The following is a 23,008-nucleotide window of genomic DNA, read 5'->3' on the forward strand; positions in this document are numbered from 1 at the left end:
TAGTGGCGGCAAATCCGCGCGTCAATATCCCACGACTCACCCAAATCGGTTCAGTCGCGAGGCGTTGCTGCTCCACGGCCCCATTGCGACCCCGGCTGCGCCGGGGTGCCGTCGCTCGCGGCGGGCTCGACGGGCACAGGCGGCTGCTGGATGTTCGGCGTCGGGTCCGGCTCGCCGTCGGCGCCGGCCAGCAGCGGCACGCCGCGGCTGCGCAGCACCAGCACCAGCACGAATCCGGCGATGATGCCGCCAATATGGCAGGCCCAGGAGATCTGGTCCTCGCCGCCGGCGGCGAACATCACGATCTGGAACAGAATCCAGAGGATGAGCGGGATGAAGGCCGGAATGCGCAAGGGGATGCGGGCAAAGGCCAGCACCCAGACTTTCACGCGAGGGTAGAGAATCAAATAGGCGGTGACGACGCCGGCAATGGCGCCGGAGGCGCCGATCAGCGGCACCTGCGAATCCCAGGCCACCAGCCCCTGGAAGAAAGCGCCGGCGACGGCGCAGGCCAAGTAGAAGATCAGGTAACGTATGTGGCCGAGCGCATCCTCGACATTGTCGCCGAACACCCACAGGAACAGCATGTTGCCGCCGAGGTGGAAAATGTCGGCATGCAGGAACGAATAGGTGAGATAGCTGAGGCTTTCGGGGATGACGACGAATTCGGGCGACAGCTCGACCTTGTCGTGGACCACCGAGGGGATGAAGCCGAGACCGAGAACCGCGGCATTGGTGAAGTTCTCACCGCCGAGCGTGGTCGCCAGATAGACCAGCGCATTCACGACGATCAGACCGATCGTCACATATTGCAGGCGGATGTGGCGCAGCCTGTTGGTGTCGTAAAGCGGGATGAACATCGGACCCTCCCGCCCCCGAATTCAGCGGTTCATTCAGCGGTTCTTGCCGGGAACCCATAGCACGTCGGCCTTTCCATTGTCATTGACCGCACGGGCGGCGACGAACAGGAAATCCGAGACGCGGTTGATGTATTTGAGCGCCTCGCGATTGACATGCTCGGCCGGATCCTGCGCCAGCGCCACCATCAGGCGCTCGGCCCGGCGCGCCACGGTGCGGGCCAGATGGAGCGCGGCGGCGGCCGGCGTGCCGCCGTTCAGCACGAAGGATTTCAGCGGCTGCAGGTCCTTGTTGAGGAGGTCGATGTCCTGCTCGACGCGGCCGGTCTGGGCGGCGACGATACGCAGCGGCTCGTATTCCAGCGGCTTGCCGTCGTCGGGCACGGCGAGGTCGGCTCCCAGATCGAACAGATCGTTCTGGATGCGCGACAGCATGGCGTCGATCGCGGGATGTTGGCCGGCGGTATGGATGCGGGCCATGCCGATGCAGGCATTGGCCTCGTCGACCGTGCCATAGGCATCGACGCGCAGGTCGGATTTCAGCCGCCGCTCGCCAGTGCCGAGCCCGGTGGTGCCGTCATCGCCGGTGCGGGTGTAGATCTTGTTGAGCTTGACCATAACGTCCCCAAAAGACCCTATTTGCGCGTGAAGTAGACCACCAGCAACAGCAGCGCCAACGCCACGGCCTGCAGCATCACACGGGCTTGCATCAGCTTGTTCGAGGTGACGCCGGAGCCGCCGCGCATCATGTTGATCAGGCCGCGAACCAGCACGATCAGCACGGCCGCCATCGCGATGACGGCGAGAAGCTTCAAGACGATGACCATCTGGCTGGCTCCGGTTCAGTTTCGGTCAGGCGCGCCTGGCGAGCACGCGATAGAGCAGGGACGCCGGCAGGATGCGTTTGAGCACCGCGCCGATCCTGGCCGGCACCGTTACCACATAGTGCGGGCGCGGGCGCTGTGACAGAAGCGCGTGACGGAGCGCCTTGTGCACGACCTCCGGCCCCGGCTTCAGTTTCGACACGCTGCCGCCGGCCTGAAGCCGGGCGAGCTGCGCCTGATAGTCGGCGCGGTGGACGGAATTATCGACATCGATGTTCTTCAGGAACCAGGCGAGGCCATTGCTGGCGATCTTCGACGTCACCGGTCCCGGTTCGATGAGGGAAAGGTGGATGCCGCTGCCTTCGAGTTCCTGGCGCATGCACAGCATCAGGCCTTCGATGGCGTGCTTGGATGCCGAATAGGCGCCGCGGAAGCGGACAGGCGCCAGTCCGAGGATCGAGGAGCAATGGACGAGACGGCCGTGCCCCTGGCGGCGCATGACCGGCATGACGCGCCGGGTGAGATCATGCCAGCCGAAGAAATTCGCCTCGAACTGCTCGCGCAGCGCCGGGACCGGCAGGTCCTCGACGGCGCCGGGCTGAGCGTAGGCGCCGTTGTTGAACAGCGCGTCAAGCGTGCCGCCGGTGCGTTCAAGCACCGCCTCGACCAGCGCGGCGATGGATTCCGGCTCACGATAGTCGAGGTAAAAGGCCTCCAGGCCGTCGGCCTCGAGCAAGGCGATATCGTCCGGCTTGCGCGCCGTGGCGAAGACCCGCCAGCCCTCAGCCTTCAAGGCCCGCGCGCAATAGGCGCCGATGCCGGAGGAGGCCCCGGTGACGATGACGGTGCGCAACTCTTTCGCGACGGTGGACGTTGTCTGACCTGGGGTTGCCATTTGCCGCAATCACTTCCCATATTCGCGGCGTCGACACAATCGAGCGGAGCGCGGGTCCTTGCTCAGGAATATCGTCGCCGTCAAGCGCGTGCTCTACGATGCGATCGGCCATTTCAACAATGACGACGGCTGGGCGATGGCCAGCCATCTCGCCATCACCTCGCTGATGGCGCTGTTTCCCTTCCTGATCTTCGCCACGACGCTGGCGAGCTTCCTCGGCGCGCAGGCGTTCTCGGACACGGCGGTGCATCTTGTCTTCGACACCTGGCCGGAGCAGATCGCCAAGCCGATCGCGCGCGAGGTGCAGAACGTTCTCACCGTCAGGCGAACCGACCTTTTGACCTACGGCGTCGTGCTTGCCGCCTATTTCGCGTCGAACGGCATCGAGGCGCTGCGCACCTCGCTCAACCGGGCCTATCGCGTCACCGAAACGCGGGGCATCATCCACCGCAGGGTGCAGAGCATCATTTTCGTGCTGATCGCCACGGCCTGTTTTCTGGCCGTCAGCGTGCTTCTGGTGTTCGCCCCTCTGCTGGCCAGGCTGGCGGAGGCGCATCTCGAATGGATCAAGCCCTATATGGGCACCATCACGCTGTGGCGTTACGTCGTCGCCTCCACCGTCATCGTCATCGGGCTGTTCTCGGTGCATATCTGGCTGCCGGCCGGCAAGCGCCGCTTTGTCTCGATCATACCGGGTATCGTCTTCACGCTGATCGCCTGGCTCGCCGGCTCGACCATCTTCGCCACCTATCTCGATCATTTCTCGTCCTACGTGACGACCTATGCGGGGCTCGCCTCGATCATGATCGCGGTGGTTTTCCTCTACATCATCTCGGCGATCTTCATCCTCGGCGGCGAGCTCAACGCCGCGATCAGCCGTTACCTGGAGGCTCGTGCGCGCGTCGGGTGAGTTGCGTCGGGAGAAGGGGAACTGGGGAACTGAGGAATTGAAGAAATGAAGAATTTAAGAAAAACACAGCGCCAGTTGTTGCCCGCGATTCCTCAGTTCCTCAGTTCCTCGGTTCTTCAATTCTTCAATTCTTCAATTCTTCAATTCCCCTTCCCCTAGCCTGCCCCGCTGTCGCCAGGCCCACGCCAAGGGTCGCGATTGCCATGCCGGCGATCTGCAGCAGGTTGAGCTGCTCGTCGAAAAGCATCCAGGCGATGACCGCGGTTACGGCCGGCACCAGGTAGAACAGCGAGGCTACCTTCGACATCTCGCCGTCCCTGATCATCACCATCAACAGGAAGATGGCGCCCACCGACAACACCAGGACCAGCCAGGCCATGGCGAAGATCAGCTCGCCATTGACGGTGATGGCGCGCGTCTCGAAGGCGAGCGAGCCCAGGATCATCACGATGGAGCCGCCGACATATTGCCACATCGTCGCCGACACCAGATCGCCGCCGGAGGCGTAGCGCTTCTGCCAGATGGTGCCGGCGCTCATGCCGAGCACCGAGACGAGCGAGGCGGTCAATGTTGCCGCGGTCACGCCGCCACCGACCGCTCCGAGCTTGGGCCACAGCACGATGACGACGCCGACTAGGCCGACGGCGAGCCCGGCCCAATGGCGGGGCAGGATCGCCTCGCCGAGGAATCTGCCGGCGAGCACGGCGGTGATCAGCGGCTGCAGGCCGACGATCAATGCCGAAAACCCCGCCGGCATGCCGCGGTGGATCGCCCAGAAGACGGCGCCGAGATAGACGCCATGCATGAGGACGCCGGCCATCATCGCATGTAACGCCTCGTCGCGCGCCGCCTTGCGCGAGCCCAGCAGCACGGCGAGGCCGGCAAACAGGATCGCAGCGATCACGAAGCGGATGGCAAGGAAGGTGAAGGGTTCCGCCCAGGGCATGGCGTAGCGCGCGCCGATGAAGCCTGTCGCCCACAAAACGACGAAGGAGGCGGGAATGAACCGCTTGATGCTCTGCATGGGTGGGAGGCTGCCGGGGTGAACGGTTGATGACGGCATTTGCTCTAATGCCGTTCAATCCGGCAAGCAAAACGAAACGGTTGATCCATAAGCTAAGTCGAATTCAACAAACCGTGCCAAGAGGGGCATGGCGCGTCGGCGCGCCATGGGTGGGCATGTTTTTGCATCTCGACACGACCTGGCTGTTGTTCGCCTTCTTGATCATCGCCGGCTTCGGTTTCTTCTTCGGCACGGCGCTCGACGCGATCATGAAGGAGAGCGGGTTTGGCCCGACCGGCAACACGCTGCTGTTCATCTTCGGTTTTTTTGCCGCGATGGTGATCGCCCACAAGCATGGCATCAGCCTGAGCGATCTCAGGCTGGCGGTTGCCTGTGGGCTCGGCGGCGCCTTTGCCTTCATCAGCGTGCTGGCGCTGATCAAGGCCGGGATGGCGCGGCTTTAATCAAACCCGACAAGCCGCCTGACGTCCTGCGGCGACATGCCTGCCTCGCGAAGCGCGGCAAGACCGGTGTCCTTGAAGCTCTTGGACAGTTTCCTGCCGTCCGGACCAAGGATCAGGCGGTGGTGGAAATAGCGCGGCTGGGACAGGCCAAGCAGTTCCTGCAGCAGGCGCTGCACGCCGGTCGCCGCATAGAGATCCTGGCCGCGCACGACATGGCTGACGCCCTGCAGCGCGTCGTCAAGGACGACGGCGAGATGATAGCTGGTCGGGATGTCGCGGCGGGCGACGATGACGTCGCCCCAGGCCTGCGGTTGCGCTTCGATCGCTCGTGTCGCCGACATCGTCTCATCGGTGAATTCGGTCCATGACAGGTCGGCGGTGACGCGCATCCTTGCCGCTTCGACGTCGAGCCGCCAGGCGAAGGGCATGTTCTCGGCGATCCGCCGCTTGCGCTCCCTGGCCGGCAGGGCCTTGTCGAGCGGCGGGTAGAGCGGCACGCCATCCGGATCGCGCGGCCAGTCGCGGCCGCCTCTCTCGGCGATGAAGGCGCGGATCTCGCCCCGGCTCATGAAGGCCGGATAGACCAGTTCCTCAGCGATCAGCCGGTCCAGCACCGCCCGGTATTCGGCAAAATGCTCGGACTGGCGGCGCACCGGTTCTTCCCAGCGCAATCCCAGCCATTCGAGCTCGAGAAGAATGCCAGCCTCGAATTGCGGTGTGCAGCGGGTGATATCGATATCCTCGATGCGCAGCAGCAAGCGTCCGCCCACCCGCGCCGCCATCCGCTGGTTGAGCAAGGCGGAATAGGCATGGCCGAGATGCAGTTCACCATTCGGGCTCGGCGCAAAGCGGAATGTCAGGAGCGTCATCTTCGAGACGGCATTCGGGTTGAAAGGTGCTTTCGCGAGTTGATAGTTAGCCATCCATTGCCACTTCGCGGGCGCCCTGGGAACAAGCAACGTGCAACGCATCGCCTCGCTCGACGACATTGCGGCAGGGCTCGACGCCCTCTGCCGGATCGATCCGCGGCTGGAGACGGTGCGCGGCAAGGCGGGCGAGGTGCCGCTTCGGCTGTCGGAACCGGGGTTTCGAAGCCTGGCTTCGATCATCGTTTCGCAGCAGGTTTCCCGCGCCAGCGCCGATGCGATCTTCGGGCGGCTGGTCAAGCTGGTCGATCCGCTGACGCCACAGGCAATCCTGGCCGCGGGCGAAGACGTGTTTCGCGAGGCCGGGCTGTCGCGGCCGAAGCAGCGTGGGCTGCTCGCCGTGGCCGAAGCGGTGGCCGGTGGGCTCGACCTCGATCACCTCTGTACGCTCGATGCCGGCGAGGCGATCGCCGCGATGACGGCCGTGCCCGGCATCGGCCCATGGACGGCCGAATGCTATCTGCTGTTCGCCGCCGGCCATCCGGACGTCTTCCCCGCGCGCGATGTCGCGCTGCAGACGGCGGTCGGCCATGCGCTCGGCATCGACCCGCGTCCGCCGGAGAAAATGCTGATCCGGCTGGCCGAATCATGGAGCCCCTGGCGGGGTGTCGCGTCGCGGCTTTTTTGGGCCTACTATCGTGAACTGAAGGGCAGGGACGCGGCGCCTCCCGTCGAAATAGCCAAAAAAGCATGAAAATCATGCGTTTTTGAGAGTTTCGGCGAGAGACAATCCGCTTCACATCCCTGTCATGTCGGGCTTACAGTATCCGCGGCGTTCGGTTTGGAATGTAGGAGGCGAAGGACGTGACGGTTGCCGTATCTCCGGATGGGCTTCCCGCGCTGGTGCTGAATGCGGACTACCGCCCGCTCAGCTATTACCCCCTGTCGCTCTGGTCGTGGCAGGACGCCATCAAGGCTGTCTTCCTCGACCGGGTCAACATCGTCGCAGAATACGAGCACGCCGTCTCCTCGCCGACCTTCTCGATGAAGCTGCCGAGCGTGGTGAGCCTCAAGGCCTATGTGAAGCCGTCGCGGCATCCCGCCTTCACCCGCTTCAACGTGTTCCTGCGCGACCGTTTCCAGTGCCAATATTGCGGCACGCCGGAGGATTTGACCTTCGACCATGTCATCCCGCGCCATCGCGGCGGGGCGACGACCTGGGAGAATGTCGTCGCCGCCTGCTCGCCCTGCAATCTTCGCAAGGGCGGCATGATGCCGGCCCAGGCCAAGATGTGGCCGCTGCAGAAGCCCTACCAGCCGACGGTGCATGACCTGCACAACAACGGCCGCCTGTTCCCGCCCAACCATCTGCATGAAAGCTGGATGGATTATCTATACTGGGATGTCGAACTCGAACCTTGAGATCGTTCGAGAATTCGTGAGGCTGGCCGTCTGAAGCAAGCGTCTGCGCTTCCGGTGCTCACGTACTGTAAGTACGCTCCGCTCCGGTTCTCGACGCTCACTTCATACGGCTCATCCTGCCGAATTCTTTGAACGATCTCGCGTCGGCGCTTTGGTCCTGCTCAATCCCGCGCGAGCGCGCTGCGGAAGGCGACGGCGGCCAGCACGAGGCTGGCGATGGCGTTCCAGCCGGCGAGCGACAGGCCAAGGATGCGCAGCGCCGCCTTGTCGCAGGACGGCGGCACGAATTTGTCGAGCGCGTCGAGCACCCCCTTGCCGCCGGTGTCGACCGGGCCGGCGCCCGCCGTGCAGTCGGTCGGGCCGGCCCACCAATGCCATTCGACGCCGGAGTGGTAGACGCCGAGATAGAGGCCGTAGAGCATCAGCAAGCCGCCGATCGCCAGCAGGCCGCGCGTCGCCCAGGCCGGCGCATGAAGCATCGAGGCGATCACCGCCAGCAGCATCAGCGGCGCGCCGACATAATAGGGCGTGCGCTGCTCGAGGCAGAGGTGGCAGGGGATGTAGCCGCCGATATATTGGAAAGCCAGCGCCGAGCCGACGGTCGCGGCCATGGCGACGGCGAGAAACAGCGCCGCGCGCGTGCGCTGGCGTCCGGTATCGGCATTCATGGTCACTGTCATCTAATCGGGTCCGTTGGTTGCGTCGCTATCCGTGGGCGTATCTGACGAGGATATAGAGCAAAATCAGGGCAGCCGCGCCGGCGCCGACGATCAATCCCAAGCGCTTTTCGATGAACTCCCGGATCGATTCGCCATAGCGGCGCAGCAGCCAGGCCAGCAGCAGGAAACGGGCGCCGCGCGCCACGATGGCCGAGACGACGAAGACAAGAATGTTGACGTGAAGCGCGCCGGCCAGAATGGTGACCACCTTGATCGGCGGCAGGTGCGCAGCGCCGGATGTGACGAGCAGCACGAGCATCAGCCCGGTGCCTGACGACTGCCACCTCTCGAACGTGTCGAGGCCGCCGAAATGCTCCAGGATCGGCCGCGCTATCGTGTCATAGGCATAGTAGCCGATCAGCCAGCCGGCAATGCCGCCCAGCACGGAGGCAACCGTGGCGGTCAGGGCGTAGCGATAGGCGCGATCGGGCCGCGCCAACGCCATGGGCAGGAACAGCACGTCGGCCGGTATGAAGAACACGGAGCTTTCGACGAAGGCGATGAAGGCCAGCCACCATTCGGCGGATTTGCGCGCCGCCAGCGAGAGCGTCCAGTCGTAAAGCCCGCGAAGCATCGGCTCTCCTAATGCAGTCGACGCAATTCCGGACGGAAAACCGCAGCGCGCTTTTCCTGGAATTGCTCTGATCAATGTCACCCGAGGCGCTAGGCGGTTTTGGGCAACGGCAGGCAGGAAGACAAGAACCCAAAGCGCCGCATCCAGCTTGCGGATGCGAGGCGCTCAACGCTTCGCCTGTCTAGAAAGATTTTCCGCGACGCACAATGTCTGCGTCGCCACGAGGCCGAAGGGTGGGCGATGCCGCCGGTTGCGCGGGCAAATCCGCAACAGGCCAGTTGACGAACACCCATCCGCCCGTATAGTCCGCGCCCATCCAGGCCGCCCGGCCTGAGCCCCTATGGCGGAATTGGTAGACGCGCTCGACTCAAAATCGAGTTCCGCAAGGAGTGCTGGTTCGATCCCGGCTAGGGGCACCACCACCTTCATGCTGGTGTTGACGTATTTACCGTTGGGTCTCCGGCGCTGGGCGCTTAACAAAAGCAAGACCGTCACCCACGGACGCCAATAGGTTCACCAAACCATCGGCTTGCGCTTGCAGAGCACCGGTTCCGGCAACAGGCTGGCAAGATCATCGATCAATTCTGTGCGCGGAATGCCCGGTTTGCGCGGGATGATCGCCATCAACCCACTGGACGATCATCCGGAATTGCACTTTCGCTTGCGAATAGGAGCGATAGAAGTCGAGAAGTTCCCCTGTGGGTTCCGACAAGCGTTGGAAGCCCGAAATAAAGGCGACGACCGTGCCGATCGTCGTCTGCCCGCGGATCACAAGATAGCCGCCAACGATCAGGACCATCAGGGACCCCACCGCGTTGGCTATATTCAGCAACGTCTTCAGCCCGAATTTCAACAAATAGAATTCGATGCGGGTGCTGAAGATCGTGCGTATGGTGCGAAAGGCGGCACGGCGCTTCGTGGAGTGGCTGGCGAAGGAATTGACTGCTTGGTTGCCAAGCTTTCGGACCAGCGCGACCTGCCGTTCCACTAGTGTGTTCAGGTCCTTCTGCATGTAAAGCGCAAGCAGGATTTGCGGCAGGAGTGACACGCCGCTGACCAGAGCGATCACCGGCTGCATATAGGTCATGTAAGATGCGACGGAAACCATCAGCGTGACGTTGACCACGCAATCAGAAATGCTGGTGCCGACAAATCCACCAACATAGTCGATCTCGTTGCCGATGATGCCGGCGGTCTGACCACTCCTTGCGTGCTCGCGCGCGGACCTTTGCGTGGCGACGAGAGCGAGTTGGTCGCGGGCCGTCTTCACCACGCTCTCTCCGACCCAGCCTTGATAGACGATCAGTGCGTATTTCAGGCCCGCATGCAGGAGTATAGCCCCAAGATAAAGGCCGCCGAGCATCAGGAGCCCCCGTACGTCCTTGTCGGCAATTGCCACATCGACGACCCGTCTCTGCAGGTCGATGGGTAGAAAGTTGGCCAAGGCAACCGAAATTGCGATCACGCTGACATAGACCTGTTGCATGCCGCTGGCGCGCCGGACAAAACTGGGAAACTTCTCGCCAGGGCGCATCGCGTCGGCCATCGGCTCAAACGGGGCGAAGCGCCGCGCAATTGTCGCGAAAATTCCGCTCACCTTCGGTGCGCCTCCGTCGTATCCATTTCCGGTCCAACCGATCAGAGCAACGCACCCTGTCGGTGACCTGCTGAACAGGCAGCCTCTGTCAGGCCCGGGACTGCCGCCCGGTCATGCCTTTTGCCAGCCCACGCCACATGAGGAGGCTGAGTTCTCTATCTTCACGGTTTGATAGCGAAGAAGGCCGCGAGCCCCTTTGATCGGCATCAAGGCCAGGGGAATTTACGATCCGAGCTGAATCAGGCAGGCTGCGCGATAGATACGCTGGAGAGCTCAGAGCCGTCCGTCTCGATATTTTTAAGCATGCGTTTCGGGCCTGGAACGATCAGCGCGAGCGGCAGGCATTTGGCGCGCACATCATAGGCTGCAATTCCCGCTCCTCGACCTTCAGACGCTCTGCAAAATGGCAGGCGTGACGTTCAAGGATTCGTGCTGGTCGACTACACAATGCCGGCTGCGTCGAGTCTATTAGCGGCATCCAGCCTGCCTACCGCATATTCCCCGTATGCCCCTGCGAATACCGCCCCGGCTGCGGCCATACGGTGAGCCCATGCGGCTCGACGCCGACGCGGATTTTGGTCACGGCGCCGCTCACCGTGTCGATCATGTAGACGTCGCTGTCGAAGCGGCCGGAGAGCCATAGCTGCTTGCCGTCGGCGCTGACATTGCCCATGTCGGGGCTGCCGCCGCCGGGGATCGGCCATTGCGCGACGACGGCGCGGGTGGCGAAGTCGATCACGGTCACGCTGCCCGGACCCTTGGCCTTGCCCTGCTCCATCTTGTGCGAGCCGCGGTTCGACACATAGAGCCGCTTGCCGTCGCGGCTGACGACGAAGCCATGCGCGCCGATGCCGGTCGGGATGAAGCCGATTTCCTTGAAACTGTCGCCGTCGACCAGGAACACGCCGTCATTCATCATGTCGGCCACGTAGAAGACCTTGCCGTCGGGCGACAGGCGGATGTCCTGCGGCATGCCCATCTTGGACAGATCGAGGTGGCCGAGCACCTTCTGGTTCTTCAGGTCGATCTTGGCCAGGCCGCCATCGCCATATTCGCAGGTGAAGATCGCGTAGGAGCCGTCGACCGAAAAATCGGCATGGTTGATGCCAAGGCAGGTCGGCGTCGGCAGGCTCGATTTCAGCGCCATGGTGTGCGGGTCGCGGAAATCGAGCTGCTGCAATGCCTCGTCGACGACGATTGCCGCGCTGCCGTCCGGCATGAAATAGAGGTTGTAGGGATCGTCGACCGGGACCTGCTGGCCGGGCTTGGCCGTCATCGGGTCGATCGGCGTCAGGCTGCCGTTTTTGCCGGTGCCGTTGTTGGCGACCCACAGCGTCTTCAAATCCCAGGACGGCACGACGTGCTGCGGCTTGCTGCCGACATTGAAGCGGTCGACTTCCTTGAGCGTCACGCTGTCGATCACAGAGACGCTGTTGGAGGAACGGTTGGGCACATAGACGCGCGGCAGCGATCCGGTCGTCACGGGGTTGAGATGACCGGCGGCGGTGTGTTTGTAGATGTTGACGGCGGGCGGTGGCGGTTCGCTGCAGTCCTCGGGACAGGTTTCGGCCCAGGCTCGAGCAGGCAGGAGCGCAATCAGCAGCAGGGCCGCACGAAGACTGGTGTGACGCAAAAGACTTCTGATCATCTGGATGGTTTCGTGAAGGCCCGGCCCGAGTTCCCGCCCGGACCCATAGCTTGTGTCCCGCCGTTGATCTAGCGCCTTTTCAGGAGGCTCCGCATGCGGTTGCGCAGCAGGCGCGCCATGTTGCGGGTCTCGCGGTAGAGGTGCAGTTGCGAGGCCGCCTGGCGGGCTAGCCGGTCGGCGTCCGGCGTCAGCCCGACCACCAGCGTGCCCATCGGCTTGCGCTCGCTCCACAGGCGGCTCATCACCGGATGGTCCGGAACCGCGCAGGAATCGGTCATGACGATGTTGGGATCGTCGAGATGTTGCTTGGTCACCTCGATCATCAGCAGCGTGCCCGGCGAATAGGCGGAGAGCGTCTCGTCATAGGCTGTCTTCCAGGTGTAGGCGACGCCGGCCTCGACGAAGACGACCAGGCAGGCGATGGCGCGGCCGTCGAGCGTCAGGAGATGGATGCGGCACATGTCCTGCTCGGCCAGCCGGTGCACGGCCTCGCGGGCGAAGGCGGCGCGGTAGCGGTCGATCGCCATGGCGGTGCGCTCGCGACCCTTCCAGCCGGCGGCCTCCAGCGTCAGGAAGCTTTCGATGGCGTGGCGGATCTCGTCCGGCCCGCGCGCCACGACGTGCTCCAGCTTGCCGTGGTCGGCAAGGCGCCGCTTCAGCCGGCGGAATTCGCGGTAATGGTGCGCGCGCAGCGATGCCTTGAGGTAGTCCTCGCCGTCGGCATCGCTTTCAAGCACCGGACGCTCGACCTTGCCGGTGGTCACCAGGGTCAGGCCGCGGCTGTCGGCGAAGGAGGTCAGCAGGCTCGCCACCGGACCGTCGAGGCGCATGTCGGGCAGCACGAAGACCTTTGGCAGCTTGAGATGCGGCCGCGACAGCATCGAGAAGAAATCCTCGATGACGCCGACCGGGTCGTCGCGGTCGACCAGCGGTGTGCCGAGCGGGCCGAACGGGCTCGACCATGTGCGCATCACCGGAACGCCGAGCGGGATCGCCGGCCGCTCGACCGAGAAGGGCACCAGAAGCCTGAGCCGGTTGCGGTATTCGTCGCCGTCGCGGATGACGGCCAGCCGCACCTCGCGGTCTTCCAGCCGGGGCATTGCCGGGGCGAGGAAGCGCGGGTTGAAGAAGACATTGGGCTCGACCGTGCGGGCGCTGAGATAGTCGAGTTCCTCGACGAGGTCGAAGCCGGCCGAGGCCGGGTAGATGGCGAGCTTGCGTTCTGGCCTGTTGCTGGCGAAGAGCTCGATATGGGCGGGGTCGACTTCGCGCGCCAGGCCGGCAAGGTTGGAGACCATGGCGCCGGCGGGGCCGCCGCTGGTCTCTTCAAGCAACGGGACGGCGGCCATCAGGCGACTTCCTTTCTTGCGGGCACGAAGATCGCCATCACGATGCCGAGCTTGCGCCAGACGGTGAAGGAGAGCGCGCTGGCCTCGAAGATCATGGCGAGGCTGGTTGCGATCGCCGCGCCCCAGAGGCCGAACAGTGGGATGAGGATCACGTTGAGGCCGATGTTGAGCGCAAGCGTCATGGCGTAGACGGCGGCGCAGATGTTCTGGTTGCCGCTCATGGTCAGCAGGCTTTCGCAGGGGCCGACGGCGGCGCGCGCCACGACGCCCAGCACAAGCAGGAAAAGCAGCGGATAGCCGGCGGTGAATTCGGGGCCGAACAGCACCAGCATCGGCTCGCCCAGCGCCAGCACCAGCAGCGCCATCAAAAGCGAAGGCCAGAAGGTCCAGGAGACGGTCTCGCGGGCGAAGGCGGCAAGCCTGTCCGGCTCGCCATGGGTGAATTGCGCATAGCGCTGGGCAACGCCGGCCTTGACGGCGAAATAAACGAAATGCACCAGCGCCAGCGTCTTCACGGTCGCGAAATAGACGGCGACATCGTTGGGCGGGAGGTAGGCGCCCACCATCAGCACGTCGGCATTGGTGAGCAGGAAGAAGAAGCTCTCGACCAGGAAGATCGGCAGCGAGACAAGGATCCATTGGCCGAAATGCACCGTCATCGGCCCGGGCGCGACCTTCTTGTCCATGCGAGAGGTGACGGCCATCAGCTGGCCGAGCGTCGTGACATAGGTGGCGGCGATCGAGGCGAAGATCGCGGTCTTGGCGTCGGGCAAGTAGTGCAGGCCAAGCATCAGTGCCATGAAAGCCAGGATCAGCACCGGCCGCACCAGATAGGTCGGCGACAACGCCAGCAGCGCCCAGGAATTGGCGCGCGCCAGCCCTTGCAGGAGATCGCCGAGCGCGATCATCGGCAGGCAGATGACGCCGAGGATGAAAGGGATGACGTAGTAGTTCTCGATCCAGTCCGAGGCGAGCCACACGCCAAGGGCGCCGAGACCGGCGATCAGCGTCGAGGCGACGAGCACGAACAGGCGGCTGGCAAGCACGATGCCGCGCAGCTCGGCCAGCATGCCGCGCTCACGATACTCCGGAATGAAGCGGATGACGGAGGTGTGGAAGCCAAGGCAGGCGAGATTGCCGACGATGACCATCGTCACCCAGACCAGCACCGAGATGCCGTATTCGAACGACCCCATCCAGCGCGCCATCAGCACCTGGCTGACAAAGGCGATCAAGGCGCTGATGATCCGGATGGAAAAAGCAATCAGCGACATGCGCCCGGCTTCGCCGCGCGCGTCGGCGGTGAAGAGGATGGCATCGATGCGGCCAAGCAGCGGCCGCATGCGCAGCGCCCAGCGCTGCGGTAAGAACCGCCCGGCAGTCGTTGCCGCGGAAAAGCGCACCCAGAACTCTCCGTTTTCCGCCTTTTTCCAGCGTTCGGGTCTACCCGAAACACCTTAAGAAAGGGTGGGTGGGGAGTTTCCCTCTCCCGTCACTATACGGGAGGTGAGGAGTGGTCCGCGCAGCGGACGAAAAGCCAATTGCTTGGCTTTTCGAATGACTATCGCCGGCGGGCGGATGAGGAGCAGAGCCGGCTTCGGAAATTTGGGATGAACCGCGTGTCCGAAGAGGTTCTTTGCGGGAGTGCCCTAAAGAGGGTGATTATCCTCTGTTGGACTACGAAGGGCGGCCAATCGCAATCACCGGCGCCGCCCCTCATCCGACCCTTCGGACCACCTTCTCCCCGTGAAACGGGGAGAAGGAAAAGGCGCTCACATCCCCTTCATCGCATCGCACGAGACGTTCGGGTTCATGTCGGCGAAGGCGCCCGTCGGGTTCTGCTTCCAGGCCCAGACATGCAGCTCGTAGAACGGGCCGAGGCCGTAGCGGTTGGGGGCCGTGTTGAAGTTGAAGAGATGGCCTTCGAGCGAGGCAGGGCCTTTCGAAGTGATGTATTCGACGGCGATCAGCTTCAGCGTGCCGTCGGCCATCGGCTCGTACATGACGGCTTCCGGCTTGGCGACGTCAACGGCGTCGTCCTTCAGATAGGCGGCGTTGACGTAGTGGATGCCCATGGCGCCGCCGGTGAGGCCGCTGGCGCAGGGGATAGGCGCGTAGCCTTCGGCCTTCGCCACCGCGACGTCCTCGAAGCGGCTGTCGAGCGCCCGCACCTTTTCGGCCAGCGGGTTGACGGTCTCGGCTGTGGCGGCGCCCGCCGTCAGCAGGATGATCGCGGCAGAGGCGCCGACAAGGCACCTGGCCCAATTGCGAATGGTCATTTCATGTCTCCAATGCGGTTGAGGCGCGCAACGGCGGGCCGGCCCGCCAAGGCCAACTCCGGGCGCCGGCGACGCTTGTCGTTAAAAGAATGGACACTGATCCCGACGCGGCGGGATCAGTGGTGATGCCACCAATATTCCCAGTATTCGCGCGGCATCTCCCGCTCATCGAGGCCGATGTCGCGTCTCAGGTAATCGTCCCGAGGCGGCAGAAGGCGGCGCCGGTTTCGCAACGGCGAAAGCAGCGCCGACAAGGCCCGTCGCATGACGCCGCGCCGTGGCGGGAGGTAATCCGCCGCGGCGGATACACTCTCGCTGTCCGGCACGGCGTCAGGTCCGCCGGCGACGGGTATGGTCTGCCCGACACGATCTTCCCCGTCAGCGATAAAAGTAGGGGTCGAGGACCCGCACCTCCGTGATCTTGTCGACAGGAAGCGCATTCTTTTGCGCGGTGCTGCGGATCGCCTCCGGCGAGGGCGCGTCGTAGATGCAGAAACTCTTGCCCTTGTCGGGCGAGACGAAGGATTGCACCCAGGTGACGCCTTTCTCGGCATTGCGGGCGATGACGCCGCCCATCGCCGTGGCGCCGGCATCGTTCATCGGCACATGCAGGCCTTCCGGGAAGGTGCGTTCAACGAGATAACGTGGCACGATCGTCTTTCCTTTCGTGATTGGATTGCAAGTTTCCACGCAATTCCGGACGGAAGGCCACGGCGAAGTCGCCGAGCCCAACCGCTACGCAGTTTTCCCGGAATTGCTGCGGGCTCGTTTCGAGCAAGGCGGATACCACCATTTCGGGAAAGGCCATGCATCGGAGCCATTCCCCATATTGCCCGGGACGATTCCCTATCTTTGGGACGTTTTATGTGGAAGATGGCACTTGAATGTGTGGAAAGTCACATTTCAGGGCTGTCTCCCACGCTATCGCGGCGGCGATCCGCCACGATGGAATTCCAATTTCGCGAGAGAGCGATGATGCTTCTGGAACGGCAGCCGCAGCTGCAGCAGATGGATGCCCTGTTGGCGGACGCAATCGGAGGCCGCGGCCGCGTCGTGGTCGTCTTGGGTGAGGCGGGCGCCGGCAAGACGGCGCTGGTCGAGGCGTTCGCGAGCCGACTGGATGATGGCCTGACAATGCTTCGCAGCGCCTGCGAGGACCTATCCATCCCGGATCCGCTGGGGCCGCTTTATGATCTGGCCCGCGACGCGCGGTGGGAACTGCCGCGGGCGATGGACGACCGCCAGGTGCAGCGGCTGCCGTTGTTTTCCGAGGCGCTCGACATCTTCGAGGCGAAAGGCCCGTGCCTGCTCGTCATCGAGGATCTGCACTGGGCCGACGACGCGACACTCGACTTTGTGCGCTTCCTCGGCCGGCGCATCGCAAACACCCGCATCCTGCTTCTGATCACGGCCCGCACCGACCGCAGCGAAGGGCAGATGCGTGTGCGCCGGGCGCTCGGCGAGATCCCGGCCGGCAATGTCGTGCGTGTCGACGTGCCCCTGCTCAGCGAAAGCGCCGTGCTTTCGCTCGCCGCGACCGCCGAGCGCGACGGCGAGGCGATCTACCGGGCAAGCGCCGGCAACGCCTTCTTCGTCACCGAGCTGCTTGCCGCCGAAAGCGATGGGGCCTTGCCGGCGAGCGTGCGCGACGCCGTGCTGGCGCGCGCCGAAAAACTGTCGCCGGGCGCGCGCTCGATGCTCGACGCCGTCTCGGTGTTTCCACGCCGCGCCGACGCCTGGGCGCTGAGCGGCCTTTGCGGGATTGCCGCCGCCGGCCAGCTCGCCGAATGCGTCGCCAACGGCCTGCTCGAGGATTTCGGAGACGGCTATGCCTTCCGGCACGAGATCGCCCGTACGGCAATCGAGATGGCGCTGACGCCGAGCAAACGGCGCGAATACAATGAACGCGCCTTGTCGGCCTTGCGCGAAAACCCGCAAGTGGCCACCGCAAGGCTGGTGCATCATGCCGTGGAAGCGCAGAACCTGGACGTGGTGCGCGAGCTCGCGCCGACCGCGGCGCGCGAGGCTTCGCGGGTTGGCGCGCATCGCGACGCGGTGGGTTATTACGAGGTTGCCCTGCGCTATGCGGATATGCTGCCGGTCGAGAAGCGAGCCGAGCTCTATGAGGGCCACGCTTTCGAGTGCCACTTGATCGGCCGCGTCGAGGCGGCGATGGAGGCGCAGGACCAGGCGCGTCTGCTGCGCCAGGCGTTGGGCGACCGGGTTAAGGAAGGCGACAGCCTCAGGTGCCTGTCGCGCTTTGCCTACCTGCTCGGCGATCGCGAGACCGCGGACAGGTTCGGAGCACAGGCCGTGGAGCTTCTGGAGACAGCGCCCGACGGTCCCGAACTCGCCATGGCCTATTCCAACCTTTCGCAGCTGGCGATGCTCGCCGAACGGCTCGAGGACACGCTCATGCTCGGCGGCAAGGCCGTGGAGCTGGCGGAGCGGCTCAACCGGCCTGACATCCTCTGCCATGCCCTCAACAATGTCGGCGCCGCCGGGCAATGGCTGGACTTCGCCAAGGGGCGGCGCGATCTCGCCCGCAGCCTGGGAATCGCATTGTCGGGCAACTTCCAGGAACATGCGGCGCGCGCCTTCACCAACTGCGCCTGCGTCGAGATGAACAGGCTCAACTTCAAGGAGGCGTCCTCGTTGCTGGAGCGCGGCATCGGCTATTGCGTCGAGAACGATCTCGCGACATGGCGCGACTACATGCGCGGCGTGCAGGCGCAGCTGCTGCTGAGGCTCGGCCTCTGGGACGACGCCGCGGGGGTAGCGCATGAGGTTGTCGACGATGAAGCAACGACGCCGTTGGTGCGCTATCCGTCGCTGGTGGCCCTGGCCAGATTGCGCATCCGCCGCGGCGACCCGTCGGCCGAGCCGATGGTTGAAGAGATGAGGCGGTTCCTGGACAAGGGCATGGAACTGCAACGGCTCGTGCCTTTTGCCGAGGTGATGGCCGAGCTGGCGTGGCTGGGCGAGGGCGACAGAGATGAAGCGCTGCATCTGATCGCCCTTGCCGAAGGCCTCGCGCCGACGCGGGCGGTGCTCGGTGGGCTGGCGATCTGGCGGCGGCTTTTGTCGCCGGAAAGCGATCCCGGCGAGACCGACGGCATGGCCGAGCCGCATCGCCTGCAATTGATCGGCGACTGGCGCACCGCCGCTGCGCTTTGGGCGAGAATGGGCGCGCCTTTCGAACGGGCGCTCGCCTTGCTGCAGGGCGACGAGGCCGCGCAGCGTGAAGCACTGGATATTTTCGAGGCGCTCGGCGCAAGACCAGTGGCGCAGCATGTGCGCGGCCTGCTGCGGCAGAGCGGTGTGAGCGGCATTGCCAGGGGTCCAAGGCAGGCGACGCGCGCCAACCAGGCTGGCCTCACGCAGCGCCAGATGGAGGTCCTGCAGTTGATCGAACGAGGCTTCTCCAACAAGAAGATCGCCGCGCATCTGACGATCTCGCCGAAGACGGTCGACCACCATGTTTCGGCGGTGCTCGGGAAACTGGAAGCCGTCTCGCGCGGCGAAGCGGCGGCCGCGGCGCGCGCGTCGGGGCTGGTGTGAGATTTGACTAGCGAAGCCTAACGCAAGTCTAGCATTGCAAATATTGCCGGGCGCCGGCGCTGCCCCTCATCCGCCCTTCGGGCACCTTCTCCCCGTGAACGGGGAGAAGGAAAGAAGGGTCAGGCGAAGGCGCCGTGGCAGTGCTTGTATTTCTTGCCGGAGCCGCAGGGGCAGGCTTCGTTGCGGCCGACCTTGCCCCAGGTCGCCGGGTTCTTCGGGTCGCGGTTTTCCGGAGCGACGACGGTATTCGAATCCTGGCGCAGGAGAAGCGCGGTTTCGCCGCCCTGGAAATCGTCCTCGCCGGTGGAGCCGTCGATATGGCTGCCGAACATCTCGGGCGCCTCGGGCGGCGGCGCGTCCGCAGCCTCGCGCACCAGCTCGACGCGCATCAGCTGCGCGGTGACGGCCTGGCGCAAATTGCCCAGCATGCCCTGGAACAGCTCGAAGGCTTCGCCCTTGTATTCCTGCAGCGGGTCGCGCTGGGCGTAGCCGCGGAAACCGACGACCGAGCGCAGATGGTCGAGATTGACGATATGCTCGCGCCACAGATGGTCGAGCGTCTGCAACACCACCGAACGCTCGACATAATTCATCACGTCGGGGCCGAAGCGATCGGCGCGCTCCTTGGCGGCGGCATCGGCCGCGGCCGTGATGCGCTCGCGGATGTCGTCCTCGGCGATACCCTCTTCCTTGACCCATTCCTCGATCGGCAGGTCGAGGTTGAGGTATTGCCCCACCTCTTCCTTGAGGCCGGCGACGTTCCACTGCTCGGCATAGGCGTTTTCGGGGATGTTCTTGGCGACGATCTCCTCGATGACGCCTTCACGCATCTCGGTGATCGTCTCCGACAGGCCTTCGCCGTCCATTAGCTCGATGCGCTGCTCGAACACCACCTTGCGCTGGTCGTTCGAGACGTCGTCATATTTCAGAAGGTTCTTGCGGATGTCGAAGTTGCGCGCCTCGACCTTCTTCTGCGCCTTCTCCAGCGCCTTGTTGATCCAGGGATGGATGATCGCCTCGTCTTCCTTGAGGCCGAGCTTCTGCAGCATGCCGTCCATGCGCTCGGAGCCGAAGATGCGCATCAGGTCATCCTGCAGCGACAGGAAGAATTTCGAGCGGCCCGGATCGCCCTGACGGCCGGAGCGGCCGCGCAGCTGGTTGTCGATGCGGCGCGATTCGTGGCGTTCGGTGGCCAGAACGTAAAGGCCGCCGGCGGCCAGCGCCTTTTCCTTCAGGCGCTCGACATCGTCGATGATGGCCTTCTCCCGGGCCTCGCGCTCGGGGCCGGCCGGCATGTCGCCAAGCTCCTCGGCGATGCGCATCTCGGCATTGCCGCCGAGCTTGATGTCGGTGCCGCGGCCGGCCATGTTGGTGGCGATGGTGATGGCGCCGGGCTTGCCGGCCTGGGCGACGATGGATGCCTCGCGCTCATGGTGGCGGGCGTTCAGCACTTCGAAGTCCTTGATGCCTTCCTTGCGCAGGCGCTCGGCCAGTTGCTCGGATTTCTCGATCGAGGTGGTGCCGACCAGGATCGGCTGGCCACGGTCGCGCGCGTCTTTGATTTCCTTGACGATCGCCTTGTATTTCTCGTCGACCGTCCGGTAGACCTCGTCGTCCTCGTCCTTGCGGGCGACCGGCAGGTTGGTCGGGATCTCGGTGACTTCGAGATTGTAGATGTTGGCGAATTCCTCGGCCTCGGTCAGCGCCGTTCCGGTCATGCCGGCGAGCTTCTTGTAGAGGCGGAAATAGTTCTGGAAGGTGACGGAGGCCAGCGTCTGGTTCTCCGGCTGGATCTGCACATGCTCCTTGGCCTCGAGCGCCTGGTGCAGGCCTTCCGAATAGCGGCGTCCGGGCATCATGCGGCCGGTGAATTCGTCGATGATGACGATCTCGCCATTGCGCACGATGTAATCGCGGTCCTTCTGGAACAGCAGATGCGCCTTCAGCGCATTGTTGACGTGGTGGACGATGGCCACGTTCTCGACGTCGTAGAGCGACTCGCCCTTCAACAAGCCGGCCGCGGTCAGCATGTTTTCCAGCTTTTCGGTGCCTTCCTCGGTGAAGATCGTCGTCTTCTGCTTCTCGTCGACCTCGTAGTCGGCCGGGCCGAGCTTCAGCATGAAGGCGTCGATGGTGTTGTACATTTCCGAGCGGTCCTCGAGCGGACCGGAAATGATCAGCGGCGTGCGCGCCTCATCCACCAGGATGGAATCGACCTCGTCGACGATGGCGTAGGAGTGGCCGCGCTGCACCATCTGCGAGCGCTCATACTTCATGTTGTCGCGCAGATAGTCGAAGCCGAGCTCGTTGTTGGTGGCGTAGGTGACGTCGCAGGCATAGGCCTCGCGGCGCTCGTCGTCGGAAAGGCCGTGGACGATGATGCCGACCGTCAGGCCGAGGAATTTGTAGACGCGGCCCATCCATTCGGCGTCGCGCTTGGCGAGGTAGTCGTTGACGGTGACGACATGCACGCCCTTGCCGGCGAGCGCGTTGAGATAGACGGGCAAGGTGGCGACTAGCGTCTTGCCCTCGCCGGTGCGCATCTCGGCGATGCCGCCATTGTGCAGCACCATCCCGCCGATCAACTGGACGTCGAAAGGCCGCATGCCGAGCACGCGGCGGGCCGCCTCGCGCACCGTGGCGAAGGCCGGGACCAGCAGGTCGTCGAGCGAAGCGCCGTTGGCAAGGTCCTGGCGGAATTTCTCCGTGCGCCCGGCAAGCTCGGCGTCGGAAAGCGCCCGCATCTCGTTTTCCATGGCGTTGATGGCCTCGACCCTGGGCCGGGTCGCCTTGACGCGGCGGTCGTTGGAAGAACCGAAAACCTTACGGGCGAGACCGCCGAGACTGACCATCCAATGGTCCTTTCGATAGCAATTTTGGCCGTTTGCGACAGGCGCCTGGCGGGCCCATCAAATCCGCGTGAATGCGGACAAACGCAAAAAGCGCCCGGAAAACGGTTCTGGACGCCAAGTCGTTGGACAGATAAGAGGGGGCTCAATCGATGTCAACGCCGCGTTAGCCCTATCGGCAGCGCCAAATTCCGCCACAATTCGACTGATCTGGAACCCTTCCGCTCACGCGATCCTCATTGGCAATCCCATTGGAGTTATCTTGATGTCCCTGTCGTTCCGCCGCGCCTCGCTCGCCAGCCTCGGTCTGGCCTTCGGGCTCTCGGCTCTGTGCCTGTCGCCGCTGATGGCGCAGGAGACCAAGCCCGCGGATGCCACCGCGCCTGCCGCCGCTCCCGCCGCGCCGGTCGATCCCAATGCCGTGGTTGCCACCATCAATGGCGAGAAGCTGACCGAGGCCGATCTTCAGCTCGCCGAAGGCGAACTCTCGCAACAGTTCGCGCAGCTGCCGCCGGAACAGCGCCGCGCGGCCGCCCTTTCGGCGGCGATCGAAATCCGCGTCATGGCCAAGAAGGCGGTCGACAGCGGCCTCGACAAGGACGCCGACTTCCAGCGCCGCATGGCTTTCCTGCAGGCGCGCGCGCTGCATGGCGAGGTCGTCGAGAAGGAAGTGGTCGACAAGGTCACGGACGCCGAAGTCCGCGCCCGCTACGACCAGGAGATCGCCAACACGCCGCCAGTCAACGAAGTGCATGCGCGTCACATCCTCGTGAAGACGAAGGAAGAGGCCGAGGCGATCATCAAGCAGCTCGACGGCGGCGCCGATTTCCAGAAGCTGGCCAACGAACACACCAACGACCCCTCGGGCAAGACCAGTGGCGGCGATCTCGGCTGGTTCGGACCGGGCCAGATGGTGCCGGAATTCGACAAGGCGGCCTTCGCGCTCGATGTCGGCAAATACACCAAGGAGCCGGTGCAGACGCAGTTCGGCTGGCACGTCATCAAGCTCGAGGACAAGCGCGCCAAGCAGCCGCCGGCCTTCGACGACGTCAAGGATCAGGCCAAGCAGGCGGTGATCCGCGACAAGTATTTCGCCATGGTGAAGGACCTGCGCGCCGCCGCCAAGGTCGAGATCCCGGACGAGAAGCTCAAGAAGGACGTCGACACGCTGGAAGCGGGCAAGTAATCGGC

21 protein-coding genes and 1 tRNA gene are annotated in these 23,008 nt (G+C 64.2%); 7 read left to right on the plus strand and 15 right to left on the minus strand.

Annotation, left to right across the window (positions count from 1 at the left end):
- Positions 1–50: 50 nt before the first annotated feature.
- From E5X34_RS14120 to E5X34_RS14135, 4 genes are read right to left on the minus strand one after another with little or no spacing between them, the layout of a single operon-like run.
- The gene (locus tag E5X34_RS14120) at positions 51–860 is read right to left on the minus strand and encodes a rhomboid family intramembrane serine protease (protein ID WP_292565515.1); all 810 of its coding nucleotides are present in this window, start codon (positions 858–860) and stop codon (positions 51–53) included.
- A 33-nt stretch (positions 861–893) separates the two neighbouring features.
- Positions 894–1,475: a cob(I)yrinic acid a,c-diamide adenosyltransferase gene (locus tag E5X34_RS14125; RefSeq protein WP_292565518.1), complete on the minus strand. Its 582-nt coding sequence runs from the start codon at positions 1,473–1,475 to the stop codon at positions 894–896.
- Positions 1,476–1,492: 17 nt separating this feature from the next.
- The gene (locus tag E5X34_RS14130; RefSeq protein ID WP_292565521.1) at positions 1,493–1,684 is read right to left on the minus strand and encodes a twin transmembrane helix small protein; all 192 of its coding nucleotides are present in this window, start codon (positions 1,682–1,684) and stop codon (positions 1,493–1,495) included.
- A 25-nt stretch (positions 1,685–1,709) separates the two neighbouring features.
- The gene (locus E5X34_RS14135) at positions 1,710–2,576 is read right to left on the minus strand and encodes an SDR family oxidoreductase (RefSeq protein ID WP_292565523.1); all 867 of its coding nucleotides are present in this window, start codon (positions 2,574–2,576) and stop codon (positions 1,710–1,712) included.
- Positions 2,577–2,634: 58 nt separating this feature from the next.
- Between E5X34_RS14135 and E5X34_RS14140 the strand changes: the two genes are divergently transcribed.
- On the plus strand, positions 2,635–3,486 hold the full coding sequence (locus E5X34_RS14140; RefSeq protein ID WP_126081059.1) for a YihY/virulence factor BrkB family protein: 852 nt from the start codon (positions 2,635–2,637) through the stop codon (positions 3,484–3,486).
- A 124-nt stretch (positions 3,487–3,610) separates the two neighbouring features.
- On the opposite strand, the gene E5X34_RS14145 is transcribed toward E5X34_RS14140, so the two are convergent.
- The gene (locus E5X34_RS14145; protein ID WP_292565526.1) at positions 3,611–4,510 is read right to left on the minus strand and encodes a DMT family transporter; all 900 of its coding nucleotides are present in this window, start codon (positions 4,508–4,510) and stop codon (positions 3,611–3,613) included.
- Positions 4,511–4,557: 47 nt separating this feature from the next.
- Here E5X34_RS14145 and E5X34_RS14150 point away from each other — a divergent pair, with 47 nt between their 5' ends.
- On the plus strand, positions 4,558–4,953 hold the full coding sequence (locus tag E5X34_RS14150) for a hypothetical protein (protein WP_292565529.1): 396 nt from the start codon (positions 4,558–4,560) through the stop codon (positions 4,951–4,953).
- Here the strand turns inward: E5X34_RS14150 and gluQRS are convergent.
- The gene (gene gluQRS / locus E5X34_RS14155) at positions 4,950–5,822 is read right to left on the minus strand and encodes a tRNA glutamyl-Q(34) synthetase GluQRS (RefSeq protein ID WP_292565624.1); all 873 of its coding nucleotides are present in this window, start codon (positions 5,820–5,822) and stop codon (positions 4,950–4,952) included. The genes E5X34_RS14150 and gluQRS overlap by 4 nt on opposite strands.
- A 91-nt stretch (positions 5,823–5,913) precedes the next feature.
- On the opposite strand from gluQRS, the gene E5X34_RS14160 reads away from it, so the two are divergent.
- Positions 5,914–6,573 (plus strand): DNA-3-methyladenine glycosylase, encoded by a 660-nt coding sequence (locus E5X34_RS14160; protein ID WP_292565531.1) that lies wholly within the window; start codon positions 5,914–5,916, stop codon positions 6,571–6,573.
- 110 nt (positions 6,574–6,683) lie between these two features.
- Positions 6,684–7,241, plus strand: a complete 558-nt coding sequence (locus E5X34_RS14165) for an HNH endonuclease (protein ID WP_027167440.1) — start codon at positions 6,684–6,686, stop codon at positions 7,239–7,241.
- Between the two features lie 161 nt (positions 7,242–7,402).
- Here E5X34_RS14165 and E5X34_RS14170 read toward each other — a convergent pair whose 3' ends face one another.
- A complete protein-coding gene (locus E5X34_RS14170; RefSeq protein ID WP_292565534.1) occupies positions 7,403–7,921 on the minus strand; it encodes a disulfide bond formation protein B in 519 nt (172 codons plus the stop codon).
- 25 nt (positions 7,922–7,946) lie between these two features.
- On the minus strand, positions 7,947–8,534 hold the full coding sequence (locus E5X34_RS14175; protein ID WP_042641375.1) for a YqaA family protein: 588 nt from the start codon (positions 8,532–8,534) through the stop codon (positions 7,947–7,949).
- Between the two features lie 334 nt (positions 8,535–8,868).
- On the opposite strand from E5X34_RS14175, the gene E5X34_RS14180 reads away from it, so the two are divergent.
- Positions 8,869–8,953, plus strand: a tRNA-Leu gene (locus tag E5X34_RS14180).
- A gap of 152 nt (positions 8,954–9,105) precedes the next feature.
- Here the strand turns inward: E5X34_RS14180 and E5X34_RS14185 are convergent.
- The 6 genes from E5X34_RS14185 to E5X34_RS14210 all read right to left on the minus strand — a co-directional run bounded on the left by E5X34_RS14185 (position 9,106) and on the right by E5X34_RS14210 (position 16,058).
- Positions 9,106–10,131 (minus strand): ABC transporter transmembrane domain-containing protein, encoded by a 1,026-nt coding sequence (locus E5X34_RS14185; protein ID WP_131614278.1) that lies wholly within the window; start codon positions 10,129–10,131, stop codon positions 9,106–9,108.
- 487 nt (positions 10,132–10,618) lie between these two features.
- On the minus strand, positions 10,619–11,779 hold the full coding sequence (locus E5X34_RS14190) for a YncE family protein (RefSeq protein ID WP_292565538.1): 1,161 nt from the start codon (positions 11,777–11,779) through the stop codon (positions 10,619–10,621).
- A 68-nt stretch (positions 11,780–11,847) separates the two neighbouring features.
- Positions 11,848–13,128, minus strand: a complete 1,281-nt coding sequence (locus tag E5X34_RS14195) for a GNAT family N-acetyltransferase (RefSeq protein WP_292565540.1) — start codon at positions 13,126–13,128, stop codon at positions 11,848–11,850.
- On the minus strand, positions 13,128–14,531 hold the full coding sequence (locus E5X34_RS14200) for a lipopolysaccharide biosynthesis protein (RefSeq protein ID WP_292565542.1): 1,404 nt from the start codon (positions 14,529–14,531) through the stop codon (positions 13,128–13,130). The genes E5X34_RS14195 and E5X34_RS14200 overlap by 1 nt, the downstream gene beginning before the upstream one ends.
- Positions 14,532–14,900: 369 nt before the next feature.
- Positions 14,901–15,407: a hypothetical protein gene (locus E5X34_RS14205; RefSeq protein WP_292317961.1), complete on the minus strand. Its 507-nt coding sequence runs from the start codon at positions 15,405–15,407 to the stop codon at positions 14,901–14,903.
- A 378-nt stretch (positions 15,408–15,785) separates the two neighbouring features.
- Positions 15,786–16,058, minus strand: coding sequence for a DUF4242 domain-containing protein (locus E5X34_RS14210; RefSeq protein WP_126081070.1), 273 nt, complete (start codon positions 16,056–16,058; stop codon positions 15,786–15,788).
- A 324-nt stretch (positions 16,059–16,382) separates the two neighbouring features.
- Between E5X34_RS14210 and E5X34_RS14215 the strand changes: the two genes are divergently transcribed.
- Positions 16,383–18,968 (plus strand): LuxR family transcriptional regulator, encoded by a 2,586-nt coding sequence (locus tag E5X34_RS14215; protein WP_292565627.1) that lies wholly within the window; start codon positions 16,383–16,385, stop codon positions 18,966–18,968.
- 119 nt (positions 18,969–19,087) lie between these two features.
- Here E5X34_RS14215 and secA read toward each other — a convergent pair whose 3' ends face one another.
- The gene (gene secA, locus E5X34_RS14220) at positions 19,088–21,820 is read right to left on the minus strand and encodes a preprotein translocase subunit SecA (protein WP_292565545.1); all 2,733 of its coding nucleotides are present in this window, start codon (positions 21,818–21,820) and stop codon (positions 19,088–19,090) included.
- A gap of 262 nt (positions 21,821–22,082) precedes the next feature.
- Between secA and E5X34_RS14225 the strand changes: the two genes are divergently transcribed.
- Positions 22,083–23,003, plus strand: coding sequence for a peptidylprolyl isomerase (locus E5X34_RS14225; RefSeq protein WP_292565548.1), 921 nt, complete (start codon positions 22,083–22,085; stop codon positions 23,001–23,003).
- The last annotated feature ends 5 nt before the right edge of the window (positions 23,004–23,008 follow it).

Origin of the sequence: Mesorhizobium sp., assembly GCF_004963255.1 — a bacterium.
Lineage (GTDB): Bacteria > Pseudomonadota > Alphaproteobacteria > Rhizobiales > Rhizobiaceae > Mesorhizobium.